The organism is Elusimicrobiaceae bacterium, assembly GCA_017520185.1.
Taxonomy (GTDB): domain Bacteria; phylum Elusimicrobiota; class Elusimicrobia; order Elusimicrobiales; family Elusimicrobiaceae; genus Avelusimicrobium.
In genome coordinates this window covers 121,925-139,899 of sequence record JAFXGO010000030.1, presented here as the reverse complement: position 1 = coordinate 139,899, position 17,975 = coordinate 121,925, and the positions used below count along the sequence as shown (strand labels likewise).

The following is a 17,975-nucleotide window of genomic DNA, read 5'->3' as shown; positions in this document are numbered from 1 at the left end:
TATGAAAAAACTCATTTTAGTACGTCATGGTAAAGCCGCTCCCTATGCCGAAACGGATTTTTCCCGCCCGCTTCTGCCGTCAGGAAGGGAAAAAGTATTATCTACGGCCCATTGTTTGATGACTCAAAATATCAAACCGGATTTGTTTTTAGCCAGTCCTTTATTAAGAGCGCAGCAAACGGCGCAAATCATCGCACAAGTATTGCAGATTGCTTTTCAAACAGAAAACTATTTAGACGGACGTTTAAGCGCAAAAGGACTTTGGGATTTGGCTCAACGCCATTTGCAAGAAAAAGACTGTTTGCTTATGGTCGGGCATAACCCTAATATCAGCATATTGGCTGGTTTTTTATGCCATGAATATATCGCTTTTGAACCGGGCCAGTACATGATTTTTGATGTGACAGATTTTTCAAATCCTCAATTTGTTGCAGGAGCATAAATGACTATTTTTGATGCTGTTTTATTAGGCCTTTTACAAGCATTGGGGGAATTTCTCCCCATTTCCAGCTCGGCCCATTTGGTCCTTTTGCCCTTTTTTCGAGGGCAAGACTATCAAGGGGTTTCTTTTGATGTATTATTGCACTTGGCTACATTGTTGGCGGTATTGTTGTACTTTGCCAAAGATTGGATAATATTAATCAAAAACGGTCTGAGCAAACCTTTTAGTGAGCAAGGCAAAACACTATGGTTGTTGGCTTTGGCCACACTTCCTGCTGCAATAGCAGGACTGCTCTTTGAAAAACAAGTAGAAACAGTTTTCCGCTCGCCGATTTCTATTGCCGGTTGTTTGATGTTTTTTGCCGTTCTTTTATGGTGGGCAGACCGGAAAGTTTCTGCTCAAAACACCGCTTTGCTTTCTGGCAAAAATTTATTTATTATCGGTTGTGCGCAGGCTTTGGCTTTGATGCCGGGAGTATCACGCAGCGGTATCACCATTACAGCGGCTTTGCTTTTGGGGTTTTCACGCAGTCAAAGCGCACGCATTTCTTTTTTACTTTCCGCACCCGTCATCGGCGGAGCGGCTCTGCTAGAAATGACCCACCTGTCTATAGCAGATATTTCTGCCCCGCTGATTTGGGGATTTGTCAGTGCTTTTTTGGGGGCATTGTTGGTAATCAGCGGATTGATGAAATATATTCAAAAACATAATTTCAACGTTTTTGTTATCTATCGCTTATTGTTGGGATTATTTATTTTATTTTGGTATTTTCGATAAAGGAGTTTAATATGAGTTATCTGTTGGCATTTTGTTTGGCTTTGTGTTGGGGAACGGCTTTTTTGGCTACCAAAAACATTGTAGATGTCATTCCCCCCTATTGGTGTACTTTTTTGCGTGTGTTAGCCGGTTTTCTATTTTTTGCCGTCTTATACGGCTTTCAACGTAAAGACTTACGCATCAGCCTCAAACAACTCTGGAGACCATGGGTGATTGGCTTTATGCTGATTCTGTTCCCTTTTGCGGCGGCTTCTTGGAGCCAACGTTTTGTAGCTCCGACTATCGGCGGTATTTTTAATGGAACAACGCCCATCTGGTCCTTTATTGCCGGAGCCATTATTTTAAAAGGAGTGGACCGCTTTACTTGGCGCAGAGCATTCGGAGTACTGTTTGGTTTGATGGGTATGTTGTGTATTACGTGGCCGTCTTTGGTCTTAAAAACAGATGCTGCTTTGTTGTACGGTTGTCTAGGTTTCTTTTTAATGTCTTTATCTTATGGACTAGGCAATGTAATTACCAAAAAAATCATGGTAGATAATCACAGCACCTCTTTAGAAGCAAACACTTTCCATCAATATTTGTTTTCTGCCATTGTGCTTTTACTGCTTGCTTTGGGCTTAGAAACACCGCCACAAATATCCGATTTTTCAGCAAAAGTAATCATTTCTATTCTTTTTGCCGGTGTCTTTTCTTCCGCCATTGCCTTTTTACTTATGATTGCCTTAATCAAACGGTGGGGGGCCACCCGTATGGCGTCCGTCACCTATTTTTCTCCGGTTATTGCCATGTTGGGTGACTTTATTTTCTTACAACGGATTGCAAATGGAAATGAAATTCTAGGCTTGTGTTTCATTTTTCTAAGTTTATTCCTAATACAAAAACCTATTAAATCCTAAAAAAAGCACCCGAATGGGTGCTTTGTAGTTTAAGCGGGATTATTGCCGCTGAAATCGGGTCCTTCCGGTTCCGGATCAGGACAAGAAGATTTCTCGCAACGGTTGCGAAATGCACAATTTTGACAATAAGATAAATCCGGCTCAAATAATCCTGCCTCTATTTTTTCGCCCACTTCAATAAATTTAGCCAAAATAGCCTTTTCGTCAAAATCTTCAAAAGGAGCACTGATTTTTTTGTCAAAAGCGGTAAAGTAAAAAGTGGCTTTTCCCTTTTTCAAGTTCCAGGCCCGCTGCGCACCTATGGCATAAATGCCAAGTTGCAACGAGTCGGTAATTTTGGCATTAAAATCAATATCATCACCTGTTTTATAATCAATCACTTCCCAAGAACCGTCCGGATGCTTGTCTGTGCGGTCTATCTTGCCTCGCAAAGTCCATTTCCCTTCTTGAAAAATAAACTCTCGTTCTGTACTGTCTACCGTGGTTTCTCTTTGATATTCATGCTCGGCATAACGTTCCAGCATTTTTTGACCCTTGAGATAATACTCCATTTGCTCGCCGGCACTCTTGTAGCCTGCGCCTAACCAGCAATCATCATAGTAAGACAAAATTTCGGACGGATCATTGCTATTGCGGTGATATTCCTCCAAAGCACGATGAATAGACACCCCCAAAGAAGATGCCGGCACCAAACCTTCCTTTCGTCCGTCCATATATTTATATTTGTATAAAAGCGGACATTCCAAATAAGTTTTGACCTTAGAATAGTTCAGTTCATGCACATCACTATACATAATCAACCCGCCTTATAACGCAGAAAATGCACTAAGGTGTCGCCGTATTTTTCTACACGATAAAGTTCCAATTCTTCCGGTACGGCAAACTCTTCCGTTTTGTGCGTTTGCAACGCAATAACTCCGTTGGGAGCTAAAAGTTTGGCCGCCGCAACATTTTTTAAAGCAGGCTCTGAAAAGGCCAACATTTTGTTGTTTTGGTCGCGGTACGGAGGCCCCATAAAAATAATATCGTAGCCTTCATTGTCACTATAAGAAAGCAGATAATCAAGCGGTTTTAAAATATCACCCCGAATTACCCGCGCCCTATCCTCAAAACCTAAATGTTTCAAATTGCGGTGAATGTTTTTGATACAGGCCGGCTCTCTATCTACGCTGACCACTCTTGCAGCTCCGCGAGACAAAGCCTCCATAGATACGTTGCCCGTACCAGCGAATAAATCCAACCACATGGCCCCCGTAATACGGGGGCGCAAAATATCAAATACAGATTGTTTAATTCTGTCTGAAATAGGTTTTACCGGCAAATTCTTAGAAACGGAAAAAATTCTCCGCCCTCTAGCCGTACCAGCAATAATACGCATAAAACTCCTTTTTATAATTGAGCAATGCCTTCTTTAATGGCATAGCGCACCAACTCGGCCTGTTTATGAATGCCAAGTTTTTTCATAATATTGTTGCGGTGCACGTGAATGGTATTTAAAGACAAATTAAAAGTCTTGGCAATTTGCTTGCTGCTATATCCTTCGGCAATCAATTGCAACACTTCTTTTTCTTTGGGAGTTAAGCCCGTCACATCTCGTTTGCGAGAAGATGTTTTGCCCAAAAATCCTTGCACGATGTATTTGGACACTTTACTGCACAAATAGAAACGTCCGCCGGCCACTTCCCGTATGGCATCTACAATTTCATCAGCTGTAGACACTTTAACGATAAATCCTTTTGCTCCGGCTTTTAATGCTTTTTCTACGGATACTCTGTCATCATACATACTAAGCATCACCACTTTGGTATCCGGATTATTTTTAACTAAGCGCTGCACCGATTCAATACCGTTTAAAATAGGCATAGAAATATCTACCACGTAGACATCGGCCTGATTGTTAGCAGCCCACTCCACCAAATCTTTTCCGTTGGCGATTTCCGCCACAACTTGCATATCTTTGCCTTTTCTCTCCAAAACGGCACGTACCCCGTCACGCACAATGGCATGATCATCTGCTAATACCACTTTTATACTCATAATCTTTCACCCCATAAACGATTTTCGGGCATTTGGCCGTCACAACCGTCCCCTTGCCCGGTTCGCTTTTTATCGTAAATTTACCACCCAAATAAGCCACGCTGTCTCTCATGGATAGCAACCCTATATGTTTAATAGAACGTTGCTTAGAAGGTTTAAATCCCTTGCCATTGTCGCTTATTTTGAGGGTTATGTCTCTTAATGAACACTTCACACTTACATCTATTTTCGTGGCGCCGGAATGTTTGACAATATTATTCAAACTTTCCTGCGCTACGCGATACAACACAATTTTTACTTCATCAGAAATAGAACTTTGATCTGCCGTTTCCCATTTAAAAGAATGTTTAATCTCTTTATATTGAGTCACATTACTTAACAAATCTTGCAAGGCATCTTCCAAGCCGATGGCCTCTAAATTAGGAGGGCGCAAACTAACCACAATATTTTTAACACGCTCTATGCAATCTTTAATCTGCTTATCCAAAGCATTAATATCTTTTATCGCCTGCGCTTGATCTTGGTTCTGCACGCTCTGTTTGACCATGCTCAACAAAGACGTTAAAATAACGGCCGCAGAACCGATTTCATCATGCAACGCAGAAGAAATCTTACGTTTTTCTTCTTCTCGGGCAGCCAAGAGAATTTGAGAAAAAGTCTTCCCCCCTCCTTCTTTAAATGAACGGGGAAGCGCAGAAGATGTGGACAAAAAAGTGATATCTTTTACAAGCCCCAACACGCTTCCTACTTGTCCGGAAACGTCTTTTAACGGAAAAAGCACAGATTGAAAAAAGCAGGTTTTTGCAACTTCGCAAATGCTCCACTCATATTCCACCACTTCTCCTCTTGCGGCTCTTTCATGAGCTTGCTGGTGCACCGGTTGGGAGGGGTCCACCTGTACGTGAGCGTGAGTACCGGCAGGAGTACCAAACATAAAAACATGTTTTGTTTGCAAATCGGCAATATAGGCCAAAGCATATCCCGCCATTCCCTGCTTTCCAACGGAATTTGCTATATCGGAAGAATTTACAAAAGCTGCCGTTTCCGCACACTCGGCCGGACAAACATACATACAGCTTTTTGATTTTTTCTTCAATTCGGACATATCACCCTCTCCTGCAGAAACGTGATAATTAGATTTTACTATTTTTTATTCCTTTTCCACAAAATCATTTTTTTGTTATTTTTCGTTAAAAGAAGCGCTTTCTTCTTCTTACATTCAAATCTTTCTTGAAATAACAAAATGAACTTCATCCTCTAAAAATATCAAAGTAATAAAAAATAACAAACATATAAAAAGGGTTATTTTTATTTTTTCTGTTAAATGTGTCTGAAAGCACCCATAGAAACAAGTTTGCTATAATGATGGAATGAAGATTATCGTGAAATTTTTAACTTCTAAATTTTTCCTTTTTTGCGTACTGTTAGGCCTTTTTGTGGCCATTATAGGCGGCGCAGTGTTTATGCGTTATATTTTTTCCGGAATTCCGCCCGTATATGAAATGGAAGAATATACCCCCTCTTTAACCAGCAAGGTTTTTGACAGAAATGGCAAACTTATTCACGAATTTTCTATTGAAAAACGCAGCATGGTCCCCTTAGAAGAAATCCCCGTAGATTTACAAAACGGCGTTGTAGCGATGGAAGACAGGGACTTTTTTAAACATGCCGGCTTTTCCGTACGCGGTATTTTGCGCGCACTTTTTCATGATATTATGACCGGTCGCGCCAAGCAGGGTGGCTCTACTCTGACTCAGCAACTTTCGCGCGGTGTCTTTTTGACTCAGCAGAAAAAAATTATTCGTAAAATTCGTGAAATTGTGCTGGCCGTACAAATTGAACATCGCTTCAGCAAACCGGAAATTCTGCAGTTATACTTAAACGAAATTTATTTAGGTAGCGGCGCTTACGGTGTTAAGGCCGCCGCCAAACGTTATTTTGATAAAGATTTAGACCAACTGACCACCGGCGAAGCTGCCATGCTGGTAGGTCTTATTCCTTCACCCGGCAATTACAATCCCTTTGCCAACCCCGAACGTGCCGAAGCACGTAGAAACCTTGTCTTGCAAGTCATGCATGAACAAGGCTATATCACTGCCGAAGATTTGGAAAAAGCCAAAGCAGAAATCCTGCCGGAAAAAGCCCCTGCTGCACAAGGGGACAAACCCGGTTTATATTTCATTGAGCATATTCGTCGCATTTTAGAACCCAAGTACGGTACGGAAACATTGTGGAAAGGCGGGCTGAATATTTATACCACTATTGATATCGACCAACAAGCCTTCGCCGAAGAAATTTTGAATAAAAAGTTATTAGAGTTTGATGCCGTCATCGCAAAAGGATTAGGGATAGAAATAGACCCCAACGATCCGGAGGCTGATCCCAGACTCATCAATCAAGAGAATGTAAATCCGGAAGAACTGCAAGAGCGTTTGGAATATCCGCGTTTACAAGGGGCTTTTATGGTTCGTGACGTAAAAACAGGTGCAGTGCGCGTCATGGTGGGTGGACGCAGTTTTAGCGAAAGCAAATTTAACCGCGTCACTCAAGCACGCCGTCAACCGGGCTCCTCTTTCAAACCATACGTATGGATGGCTGCTTTACAACAAGGATACACTCCCGCCACGCTTGTAAAAGATTTACCTACCATGTTTTATTTTGACGGACGGAATTGGCATACCTTTGATGAAAATGCTGATTTATACTCTTTGGATTTAGCCGCCCAATCTTTTATTGCCAGCAAGGCCTTTAATGTATGGGTACCACAAAACTACGGCGGTAAAAATGACGGCTGGATTACATTACGCCGCGCTTTGGAAAAATCTAAAAATATTGTAGCCGTTAATCTAATCGATGCTATTGGAGCGCGCAAAGTTATTGAAGTAGCGCGCCATGCCGGCCTCACTGCTCCTTTGCCTTCAGTTCCGGCATTGGGGTTGGGAGTGTCTGTTATTAATATGGACGAACATTTGGCCGCTTTAACCACTTTTGCCAACGGCGGTATCCATACGGATAATTACTACATTGAAAAGGTAGAAGACCACAACGGACGCCTGTTGGAAGAACACATCGGGGAAGAAAGAGCCGTATTTTCTCCACAAGATTCTTATCTTCTTATCAACATGATGAAAGGGGTAGTAGAACGCGGCAGCGGTGCTTCCGTTAAAGTCCTCAAACGCCCCGTAGCCGGCAAAACAGGCACAACCCAAAGCCACCGCGATATGTGGTTTGTGGGAATGACACCCTACACTTCTGCCGCCGCTTGGATGGGGTACGATGATGATACCTCCCAAGAAAAATATAATTGGACGGGTAGCACCACCGCGCGTTGGTGGGCAGAAATCATGGCCGAAATCTTAAAAGATGAACCGGCCGACGATTTTACTGTACCGGAAGGAATTTCCTTCTCTTACATCAACCCCAATACGGGCAGGTTGGCCACGCCTACCGATCCTAATAAATTTTTGGAAGCCTTCAAAAAAGGCACCGCCCCCACTAGTTTCTAATCCTTAGAAAGCCCGCCGAAAGACGGGCTTTTTTTCTACAATATACATATGACAGAGCACACTTCATCTCCCACTTTTTACTACGGCTTACCCAATGCAGCCGCAGCCGGTTATTTTGTCTGCAAACAGTTTGTACGTTTAGGGAAAAGTGTTGTCTATTTAAGTCATCATCAAACAGATACCTTTGAGTCATCTTTACAACACTTTGCCCCCTCCGATACAGAATTGCTTTCTTTTCCGGAACAAAAAACGGGGCAAATGGCTGTTCTGCATCGCTTAATCACCGCCCAAAAGCCTTTTGCTTTAATGGCACAGTATAAAGATTGGCAAACACCCTTGCCCACGCCAAAAGATTTTAAAGCCAACACCTTTACCATTCAATGCGGGGATTCCCTGCGCAGAAACGACTTGCTGGATATTTTGCAATATCGCGGATACACCCGAGAGGACTACACCGAAATCGCCGGCCAATACGCCGTACGTGGCAGCGTGTTGGACTTATTTTTGGCAGGAGAAAAGTTTCCTTTTCGTTTATATTTTTCTGGGAACAAAGTAGAAAACATTTGTGCTTTTGACATTGACACACAAAACACACAGAAACATATAGACCGTATTTCCATTGTTTCTTTGTCCTTCGAACATACTCCCGCCACTTTGGCAGATTATGTAAAAAATGCTCAATATATTTTTGACCAACCCGATGGAGATTTTAATTTCTCCATTTATCCACAGGCCGTCATTTTTTCTTTGCTTCCTATGGCGCAAGGTCAAAACTGCCTGTTTAAATCAAACATTGAGTTTAATGCCAATTTTTCTCTTTTAGACAGAGAGGTTGCCTCTTTGCTTAAACAGGGCATCGGTGTCACTGTTTCTTGTTTAAATAGAGGAGAATTGGACCGCCTGTCAGAAATTATGCAGGATTATAAACACTTAAAAAATTTACCGCTTATTATTTCTCCGCTCGCACAAGGTTTTTATAGTCCGCAGGAAAAATTTGCTTTTATCACTTCTGCAGATATTCTAAATAGGCGCTACCGCCCTATTTCCTCTTTGAAAAATATTACCTTAGAGAATGCCCAAAAGGTACGTTTTAAAGAATTGCGCGCCGGAGATTATGTGGTGCACCAACATCACGGTATAGGTAAATATTTGGGCCTTGAAGTCATGGATAAAGAGGAAAATCCTACCGATTGTCTTATTATCGAATATAGACGCGGGAGTAAGTTGTACGTGCCGATATATGATTTCAACCGAGTACAAAAATATATCGGGGCAGGAGGCAAGGCACCGGCTTTATCTGCATTAGGCGGCGTTGCGTGGAAAGACGTCAAAAAACGTGTAAAAGAAGAAGCACAAAAAACAGCCAAAGAAATTTTAAAATTGGAGGCTCAACGTCAAGCCGCCGGCACACAAGCCTTAACCGGAGACCAACGTATTGAAAAAGAATTTGCCGACTCTTTCCCTTTTGTACAAACTCCCGGTCAAACCCAAGCCATAGAAGACGTGCTAAAAGATATGAGCCGCGCCTGCTCTATGGACCGCGTATTGGTGGGAGATGTTGGCTTTGGTAAAACCGAAGTGGCCATGCGGGCAGCACTGCATGCGGTAATGAGCGGAAAACAAGTAATGATGCTTGCTCCTACCACTATTTTGGCAGACCAACATTGCAAAACATTTCGCAAACGTATGGCAGGATTTCCCGTTAATATAGAAATGCTTTGCCGCTTTCAAACCAAAAAAGAACAAAAAGAAATTATCCAGCAACTTAAAGACGGTGTTTGTGATATCATCATCGGCACCCATCGCTTGCTTTCTCAAGATATTTCTTTTCATGATTTGGGGCTTGTGATTATTGACGAGGAACATCGTTTTGGTGTGAAACAAAAAGAAAAAATCAAAGCCAAAAGTGCCGGGGTGCATACTTTAATGCTCAGCGCCACCCCCATTCCGCGCACTTTAAATCAATCACTCTCATCTTTAAGAGATATTTCGCTTATTGACACTCCCCCTCGCGGTCGCACCCCGATCAAAACGGTGGTTTGTCCATGGAATAATGAGGTGGCCGCTTCTGCCATTAGCCAAGAGTTGGCACGCGGCGGACAGATATATTACGTTTACAACAGCGTGCAAAGCATGCAATCACGCTACTTGTTTTTACAACAATTAGTGCCTCAGGCCAAAATTTGCATGGCACATGGACAAATGAAAGAAAGCGAATTAGAGCAAACTTTGTGGGATTTTCATAACGGAAAATATGATATTTTGCTGGCTTCCACCATTATTGAATCCGGCTTAGATATTACCAATGCCAATACTTTAATTGTGGAAAATGCCCAAAATTTTGGACTAGCGCAGTTATATCAACTGCGTGGCAGAATCGGACGTGGAGATCAAAAAGCCTATTGTTATCTTTTCCATCCGGATTGGTTGTTTAAGCAAAAAGAGCCTCAAGAACAAGAAAACTATGCCCAGCTGTTAGCCATGCCCTATAAAGCAACTAAAGAAAAAGACCCGACGGAAGAAGCCAAAAAACGTTTATCGGCTCTGATGGAATTTAGTGATTTGGGCAGCGGCTTTAAGTTAGCCTTGCGCGATATGGAAATACGCGGAGCAGGGGAACTGTTAGGCGTAAAACAACACGGATACGTAAATGAAGTGGGGCTGAATATGTACTGCGATTTAGTAGCGGCGGAAGTAAAAAAACTTAAAGGAGAAAAAACAGAACGCACGATTCGTGCTACGATCAATTTGCCTATACCCGCTTATATCTCTCCGGATTATTTGCCCGATGATAGCGAACGTTTGAAATATTACAAAGAATTGATGGCTGCCGATGAACAAAGATCTGCACAGATTCTGCACAAACTGTCGGATTTTGCCGGGCCCGTACCGCAGGAACTGCTCAATTTAAACAGGATTTTACAATTATCCCGCCGCGCAGGACTATTGCGCATTTACCACTTGGAATATACCCCTCAAGGATTGGAGTTTTTGTTCACCTCAGACTTTCAAATGCCTCCCGATTTGCCGGCCCTAGTACTCCAAAACTATGGACCTCGCGTACAGTTCATCAAATCAAAAAACGGAGATGGCCTTCGCATTACCTTAGACAAACAACAAGACTCCGTACAAGAGGCTGAGCAAATAATTACATTTTTTGAGCATGTAATAAAACCGCAAAATGCTATAGTATAGATATGAAGAAATTTTTATTTGTATTTTTTGCACTTTCTTTATTAACGGCTTGTAAAAAATCTCAAGCCCTAGACATTGAAGCCGATTTGGAAACAGCCCCCCCTAAAGATATCATTGTAGCGGAGGTCGGCCCCGTACAGATTTCTCAACGTCAATTGGAAGAACGCTTGGCCGTATTGCCGACAGAAGATCAAGAATATGCCAAAACTCCCGTCGGAAGAAAGAACTTTATCCACGTGCTTGCCAGAGAACAATTAATTGCCTTAGATGCCAAAGAAGAAAACCTGGATAAAGAAGATTTTTACCTCACCGCATTGGAAGACAAACGCGAACAATTAAAAGAAATTTATTTTAGTTTTTCTTCCGATTTGCTTAACCGAATGTGGGAAGAACATATGCGCGAAAAGGGCATCATCTCCGTTTCGGAAGAAGAAATCGCCCAGTATTATGACAAATACCCTTATGAAATGACAATCAAGCAAATCATCATTCCCGATGCTGAAACAGCCGATGCCGTTTGGCGAGAATTAAAACGTTCCAAAAGTCGCTGGAAAGAGTTAGATCGTCAATATTCCAAAGCCCCCGAAGAAAGCAACGGGAAAGAAATTTCTTTTATGCCGGGCGAATTTATACCAGAGTTAGAAGTAATTGCCGCCAATTCTTCCACCGGCTCAGTGCAGGGCTTTGTAAAAACAACACAAGGATTTCATATAATAATGAAAACGGGAGAACGGCGTCTGAAACTAAAAGATGCGGCTCCGCGTATCCGTACTATTTTGGAAAATCAAAAAATAGATGCGGCTTTGAATGCTTTACAAAATAAATACAAGGTGGTTATTTATGAACAAGATGAGTAAATTTCTCTTGCCCGTGTTGGGGGTATGCTTAACAGCGGGCTTACAAGCCAAAGTGATGGACGCGTCTGTGGCCACCGTCAACGGACGTCCGGTATTATCTTCTGAATATGACACTTATTACGAAGGAGTCATCGAACAATATCAAGCAGCCGCACCGCAAATCTTAGAGCAACCTTATGCTAAAGATATGTTGGGAAAAGAAGTATTAAGAGAGTTAATCTCTAAAGAACTTTTGTATCAAGCAGCCGAAGAGGCCAAAATTCAAGTCAAAGACTCTGAAATAGATGCCGGTTTGGCAGAAATTAAAGCACGCTTTGTCATTGACGAAAATGGCAAACAAGACCCGAAAGGTGCAGACAAACGCTTTAATGAAGCACTCAAAAAACAACACATGAGTTTAAAGGCCTATAAAAATAAAATTAAAAAAGATATTTCTGTTAAAAAACTTTTAGAACTTCAGGTGCAATCTACCGTCAAACCGGTGGAAGAAGCAGACGTAAAGGCTTTGTACTCCAATGTAGAAGCGGCTCTTAAAAACAACACCAAAGCCTTGAAAAAATTGGAAAAAGAAGATCCTGCCAAATTGCGTGAAGCGCAACTTATTGCCGCCAAACTCAAACAATTAACTGCTGAGCAAGTGCGCGTGGGACACATCTATTTATCCATTACCAAAGACATGACAGCCGAAGAGGCCAAGAAAAAAGAAGAATTAGCCAAACAAATCAAAAAAGAATTGGACGGAGGAATGGATTTCTCTGCCGCTGTAAAGAAATACACCGAAGACAAAGCCGCTTTAGCCAGCGGAGGAGATATGATTTTAATCAAAGGCATCGCCCCGAAAGAAGTGGACAATGCCGCCTTTACCTTAGCGGTAGGCAAAGTCAGTACCCCGATTAAAACAGAAGTAGGTTGGCATATTATCAAAGTAAAAGAAAAACGTGCCGAAAAAGAAGTTTCTTTTGAAGATATCGCAGGAGATTTAGCCCAATATGTGGCTCAAAACAAAATCCAAACCGCGATGATGGAATATGTCAACGGACTGGCCGATAAAGCCGATATCAAAGTGAGCAAAACCTTTGAGGTAGACAAAGTAATCGAAGCCGAAGCAGCCAAACGTGCCGCCGCCGAAGCCAAAAAAGAAGGAGAAAAATCGGCCAAAGCAGACACTGAAAAATCTGACAAAAAAGATACTGCTAAAGAAGGCAAAAAAGAAGAAAGTAAAAGCGAAGTAAAAGAAGAAAAGAAATAATTTTCCAGATAAAAAGGCGGCTGCCTGCGCGACCGCCTTTATGTAGCATGAAAGAACAAAAACCCATTCTTTTTATTACTGCAGGAGAACCGTTGGGCATTGGACCGGAAGTGACTGTCAAAGCCCTGCGGGATAAGCGCGTCCAAAAAGCCTGCACCCCCATTGTAATTGGCGAGCCGACCACTTTGTATAAAGCAGGTTTCACACCCGATTTAGCAGGGCTTATTCCCATAGAATCTGTATATGAAAAACCTGCCACTGTCCAACCCAGCCGATGGGGAGGAGACATTTCTTTCAAAGCCTTAAAACTTGCCTGTAAATTGGCCCACAAACACAAAACATCGGTTGTCACCTCCCCCGTTTCCAAACAAAGCTGGGCTAAAGCAGGGGTGCACTTTACAGGACATACCGAGTTTCTGCGCGAATATTACGGAAAAACCGCTTTGATGATGTTTGTCAGCGGTCAAATACGTTGTGCCTTAGTCACGGAACATTTTGCCATTGCAGATTTACCCAATACTCTGAGCAAAGCCCGCATCATACAAGCCGGAAAAGATTTTGCCAAAGCACTGAAACGCTTAAATTCTTCAAATCCGCACATTGCCGTAAGTACTTTAAATCCGCATGGCGGAGATAATGGCCGCTTTGGAAATGAAGAAAATAAAATCATTTTACCGGCCATCAAAACGCTGCAAAAATCCGGCATTCACATACAGGGGATTTATCCCACTGACAGTTTATGGGACAAACACGTAAAAGGAAATTTTGACGGTATTTTGTGTATGTATCATGATCAGGCCCTTTTGGGATTAAAACTAGCCGCCAAAGAGCCGATTGTTCATATTACGGCCGGTTTAGAGTTTTTGCGCACGTCCCCCACACATGGCACAGCCTTTGACATTGCCGGCAAAAACATAGCAGACCCAGCCAGCATGATAGCGGCTATTTTGTTTACTGCACATAAAAAATAACCTCTGCCAATCTGACAAACTTTAAAAATTATACTTTTCTATCCTTTAAAAGCCTGCGCTTGCTCTTGTAATTTGGTAAAATATGATATATGCAAATTCTTCGTTTTGACGTGCTAGACTCTACCAATGCTTACGCAAAACGTAATTGTTCTTTGTTAGCCGACCAAACCGTCATTATCGCGCGGCAACAAACTGCCGGACGCGGACGTTTAGACCGTAAGTGGATTTCCCAAGAAGGCGGGCTGTATTTTTCACTCTTACTCAAGCCTCAAAAAACCGACTTTTTGCCCAATCTCACACAGCTGATGGCCCTATGCGTGTGCGAATCTTTGCGTGAGTTGGGGGCTGAAAGCCATTTGAAATGGCCCAACGACGTATTAGTCCATAGCCAGAAAATTTGCGGCATTTTAAGCGAGGCTCTTTTTAGTCCAAAAGGCTTTGAAGGATTGGTGCTTGGAGTAGGGCTAAATATCGCTCAGCAGGACTTGGCAAATGTCGGTCAACCTGCCACCTCACTGGCATTACAAAACATACACACAAACGAAGATGCTCTTTTACAAGATATATTAAACCGTTTCTTCGATAAATACGAAGAACTATTACAGTGCGGATTTAGATTTATACGCAATGAGTATTTAAACTTTTTTCCTTATGTGGGAAAAAAGGTACAAATCAAAAATACCGCGCAAAATGTAATAGGTGCGGTACAAACGATTTCCCCCGAGGGCAAATTGGTTTTACAAACCCCCGAAGGATTTATAGAAATATCAATAGGAGATATGATGGTATGAACGCAGAAAATCTAATGATGTCAAGCGTATACATCACTATTATCGGGACGCTCACCGTGTTCGTATTCCTGTTTGTAATGATATGGATTATGAACGGCATGAGTCTGCTGGTAAAAGTGATGGAAAAATATTTCCCGCAGCAAGTGCCCCAACAAAAGGCGGCCGCCAGTGCGGATAACGCCTTAGTGGCCATTGCCATTGCGGCGGCGAAGAGATTTCAAGGTAAATAATTAAACGAGGAAAACATATGAAAAAAGTTAATTTTATGCTCACCGCGTTCCGTGACGGCTTTCAATCTGTCTATGGTGCGCGCGTACTCACCAAAGATTTTATGCCCGCCGTGGAAGCTGCCAGACATGCCGGCATCAACCACATAGAATTTGGCGGCAGTGCGCGCTTTCAGGCTTTATACTTCTACTGCAATGAAAACGCCTTTGACATGATGGACACGTTCCGCAAAACCGCCGGTCCCGATGCCAACTTGCAAACTTTGGCACGCGGCGTAAACGTAGTAGGCTTAGAAAGCCAATCCTCCGATGTAATCAAAGCCCATGCTCAACTTTTCAAAAAACATGGCACCACCACTATTCGCAACTTCGATGCTTTAAACGACGTCAACAACCTCATCTACTCCGGTAAATGCATTCATGAAGCCGGCCTTAAACACGAAGTCTGCGTAAGCATGATGTCTTTGGCTCCCGGCTGGGATACCACCGGTCAAATCCATAACGAAATTTTTTACGAAAAAGTATTGCGCTCCATTTTAGATGCCGGTGTACCGTTTGATTCTGTGTGCTTTAAAGACGCTTCCGGCACCTCTACTCCGGTGACCGTTGGTCGCACAATTGCCATGGCCCGCAAACTTTTACCCGAAGGTACCAAAATCGTTTTCCATACGCACGAAACCGCCGGCAACGCTATTGCCTGCTGTTTAGCTGCTATTGAAAACGGTGCCGATTCTTTGGACCTCTCTATGCAGCCCGTTTCCGGCGGCACCTGCCAACCGGACATCTTGACCATGTGGCATGCTTTGCGCGGAAGCGAATATACCTTAGACATTGATCCTAAGAAAATTCAAGAAGCAGAAAATGTGTTCTGCGACTGCATGAAAGACTATTTCTTGCCGCCTGAGGCCACCAAAGTCAACCCGATTATTCCGTTCTCCCCCTTGCCGGGCGGTGCTTTGACTGCCAATACGCAAATGATGCGCGACAACGGTACTTTTGACAAATTCCCCCAAGTAGTAGAAGCGATGGGCGAATGTGTAAAATTGGGTGGTTTCGGCACTTCCGTCACCCCCGTTTCTCAGTTCTACTTCCAACAAGCCTATGCCAACGTCATGTTTGGTCCCTGGAAGAAAATTACCGACGGTTATGGCAAAATGGTCTTGGGCTATTTTGGCAAAACTCCGGTGGAACCGGATGCCAACGTGGTCAAAATTGCTGCTGAGCAATTAGGCTTAGAACCCACCACCAAAACTCCGCTCGAACTCAATGATGCCAACCCGAAAAAAGGCCTCAAAGTGGCGGAAGAAAAACTCAAAGAAGCCGGCTTACCCGTCAACGAAGAAAATGCTTTCATCGTGGCTACCTGCGGTGACAAAGGCTTAATGTACCTCAAAGGCGAAGCCAAAGTAAACGGCGTACGCAAAGTAGAGGCCAAAGCCGCTGCTGCCGCTAACTGCGATGCTTGCAAAGTGACCGTAGAAGGCAAAGATTACAATGTATCTTTTGAAGGAGACAATGTGGCCGTAGTCAACGGCAAACGCTACACCATCGGTGTAGGCGCTGCTGATGCTCAAGCCGCCAAACCGGCTGCTGCCGGTGCCGGCGCCACGTTATCTGCTCCCATGCCGGGTGCTGTGTTGCGCTTTAGCGTTAAAGACGGTGAAACCGTATCCGAAGGCCAAGAAGTCTTGGTGCTTGAAGCCATGAAAATGGAAACCCCTGTCAGCGCTCCTGCTGCCGGAACGGTACATTTCCTCGTCAAACAAGGTGATCAGGTGCAAACCGGTCATGCCTTGGCGGAAATCAAATAAGAGAGGCCTGCTATGGATTTAATGCAAGCATTTTCTCAAATCTGGCAAACCACCGGTCTTTACATGATTTGCTGGCAACAAGTCGTCATGATTGCCGTGTGTTGTTTCCTCTTATGGTTGGGTATTAAAAAGCAGTTTGAACCGCTTTTGTTAATTCCCATCGCTTTCGGTGGCCTGTTGGCCAACATCCCCATGCTCGCCGGCGAAGAAATCGCCGGCCCGAACGGGTTCTTGGGCATTGTGTTTAACTTTGGTATCAATTCCGGCTTGTTCCCGTTGTTTATCTTTATGGCAGTGGGCGCGATGACGGACTTTGGTCCTTTGATTGCCAACCCGAAAATGGCCCTCTTGGGCGGTGCGGCTCAGTTTGGTATCTTTGCCACCCTCATCGGTGCTGTAGCCTTAGGGTATATTTATGTTGGCGACAAACAACTCTTTGCCTTTGGTCTAAAAGAAGCAGCCTCTATTGGTATCATCGGCGGTGCTGACGGCCCGACGTCTATTTACCTTACCTCACGTCTGGCACCTCATTTGCTGGGATCTATCGCGGTAGCGGCCTATTCTTACATGGCTTTGGTGCCGGTCATTCAACCGCCCATCATGAAACTTTTGACCACTCCGGAAGAACGCAAAATCCGCATGACGCAACAGCGCCCTGTGTCCAAACGCGAAAAAATCCTTTTCCCGTTGGCAATTTTGCTCTTGTGCGCTTTCTTATTGCCTTCTGCCGCTCCGTTAATCGGTGCGTTGACATTTGGCAATTTAATCAAAGAATCCGGCGTAGCGGAAAGACTTTCCAAAACCTTGCAAAACGAGTTCTGCAATATCGTGACGATTTTGCTCGGTTTGTCTGTAGGTTCCAAACTCCAATACGACCATTTCTTAGTCACGGAAACTTTGGGTATTTTGTTGCTCGGTATCATCGCCTTCTCTGCAGCCACCGCTTCCGGCGTGTTGTTGGCCAAACTGATGAACTGCTTCAGCAAAACAAAAATCAACCCGCTTATCGGTTCTGCCGGTGTTTCTGCCGTACCGATGGCGGCCCGCGTTTCCAACAAAGTCGGTTTGGAATATGACAAAAACAATTATCTGTTGATGCACGCCATGGGTCCGAACGTGGCCGGTGTAATCGGCAGTGCCGTAGCGGCCGGTATATTGTTGGCTTTGCTAGGCAAATAAGTTAGTTTTAAAAATCAAAACCCCCGCTTTACAGCGG

At 43.5% G+C, this 17,975-nt stretch carries 16 protein-coding genes; 12 read left to right on the top strand and 4 right to left on the bottom strand.

Features of this window, described 5'->3' with window-relative positions; all coding sequences use genetic code 11:
- Position 1: 1 nt before the first annotated feature.
- Genes IKL48_05565 through IKL48_05555 form a run of 3 tightly spaced genes read left to right on the top strand, consistent with a single transcriptional unit; the run spans position 2 to position 2,115 of the window.
- Positions 2-442, top strand: coding sequence for a histidine phosphatase family protein (locus IKL48_05565; protein MBR3604119.1), 441 nt, complete (start codon positions 2-4; stop codon positions 440-442).
- Positions 443-1,219, top strand: coding sequence for an undecaprenyl-diphosphate phosphatase (locus tag IKL48_05560; protein MBR3604118.1), 777 nt, complete (start codon positions 443-445; stop codon positions 1,217-1,219).
- An 11-nt stretch (positions 1,220-1,230) separates the two neighbouring features.
- Positions 1,231-2,115, top strand: coding sequence for a DMT family transporter (locus IKL48_05555; GenBank protein MBR3604117.1), 885 nt, complete (start codon positions 1,231-1,233; stop codon positions 2,113-2,115).
- A 29-nt stretch (positions 2,116-2,144) separates the two neighbouring features.
- Here the strand turns inward: IKL48_05555 and IKL48_05550 are convergent, their stop codons facing one another.
- Genes IKL48_05550 through IKL48_05535 form a run of 4 tightly spaced genes read right to left on the bottom strand, consistent with a single transcriptional unit; the run spans position 2,145 to position 5,257 of the window.
- Positions 2,145-2,909: a PD-(D/E)XK nuclease family protein gene (locus IKL48_05550; protein ID MBR3604116.1), complete on the bottom strand. Its 765-nt coding sequence runs from the start codon at positions 2,907-2,909 to the stop codon at positions 2,145-2,147.
- 2 nt (positions 2,910-2,911) lie between these two features.
- Positions 2,912-3,493 (bottom strand): 16S rRNA (guanine(966)-N(2))-methyltransferase RsmD, encoded by a 582-nt coding sequence (gene rsmD / locus IKL48_05545; GenBank protein ID MBR3604115.1) that lies wholly within the window; start codon positions 3,491-3,493, stop codon positions 2,912-2,914.
- An 11-nt stretch (positions 3,494-3,504) separates the two neighbouring features.
- The gene (locus tag IKL48_05540) at positions 3,505-4,152 is read right to left on the bottom strand and encodes a response regulator transcription factor (protein ID MBR3604114.1); all 648 of its coding nucleotides are present in this window, start codon (positions 4,150-4,152) and stop codon (positions 3,505-3,507) included.
- A complete protein-coding gene (locus tag IKL48_05535) occupies positions 4,124-5,257 on the bottom strand; it encodes a sensor histidine kinase (protein MBR3604113.1) in 1,134 nt (377 codons plus the stop codon). Before IKL48_05535 ends, IKL48_05540 begins: the two co-directional genes overlap by 29 nt.
- Positions 5,258-5,522: 265 nt before the next feature.
- Here IKL48_05535 and IKL48_05530 point away from each other — a divergent pair, with 265 nt between their 5' ends.
- The 9 genes from IKL48_05530 (at position 5,523) to IKL48_05490 (ending at position 17,938) form a co-directional block, all read left to right on the top strand.
- A complete protein-coding gene (locus IKL48_05530) occupies positions 5,523-7,658 on the top strand; it encodes a PBP1A family penicillin-binding protein (GenBank protein ID MBR3604112.1) in 2,136 nt (711 codons plus the stop codon).
- A 48-nt stretch (positions 7,659-7,706) separates the two neighbouring features.
- Positions 7,707-10,853, top strand: coding sequence for a DEAD/DEAH box helicase (locus IKL48_05525; GenBank protein ID MBR3604111.1), 3,147 nt, complete (start codon positions 7,707-7,709; stop codon positions 10,851-10,853).
- A gap of 2 nt (positions 10,854-10,855) precedes the next feature.
- On the top strand, positions 10,856-11,710 hold the full coding sequence (locus IKL48_05520) for a peptidylprolyl isomerase (GenBank protein ID MBR3604110.1): 855 nt from the start codon (positions 10,856-10,858) through the stop codon (positions 11,708-11,710).
- Complete coding sequence (locus IKL48_05515; GenBank protein MBR3604109.1) at positions 11,694-12,959, top strand: SurA N-terminal domain-containing protein; 1,266 nt, start codon at positions 11,694-11,696, stop codon at positions 12,957-12,959. Before IKL48_05520 ends, IKL48_05515 begins: the two co-directional genes overlap by 17 nt.
- Before the next feature lie 47 nt (positions 12,960-13,006).
- A complete protein-coding gene (locus IKL48_05510) occupies positions 13,007-13,930 on the top strand; it encodes a 4-hydroxythreonine-4-phosphate dehydrogenase PdxA (protein MBR3604108.1) in 924 nt (307 codons plus the stop codon).
- 89 nt (positions 13,931-14,019) lie between these two features.
- Positions 14,020-14,721: a biotin--[acetyl-CoA-carboxylase] ligase gene (locus IKL48_05505; protein ID MBR3604107.1), complete on the top strand. Its 702-nt coding sequence runs from the start codon at positions 14,020-14,022 to the stop codon at positions 14,719-14,721.
- On the top strand, positions 14,718-14,951 hold the full coding sequence (locus IKL48_05500; protein ID MBR3604106.1) for an OadG family protein: 234 nt from the start codon (positions 14,718-14,720) through the stop codon (positions 14,949-14,951). The genes IKL48_05505 and IKL48_05500 overlap by 4 nt, the downstream gene beginning before the upstream one ends.
- A gap of 17 nt (positions 14,952-14,968) precedes the next feature.
- A complete protein-coding gene (locus tag IKL48_05495) occupies positions 14,969-16,759 on the top strand; it encodes a hypothetical protein (GenBank protein MBR3604105.1) in 1,791 nt (596 codons plus the stop codon).
- A gap of 12 nt (positions 16,760-16,771) precedes the next feature.
- A complete protein-coding gene (locus tag IKL48_05490) occupies positions 16,772-17,938 on the top strand; it encodes a sodium ion-translocating decarboxylase subunit beta (protein MBR3604104.1) in 1,167 nt (388 codons plus the stop codon).
- Positions 17,939-17,975: the final 37 nt, after the last annotated feature.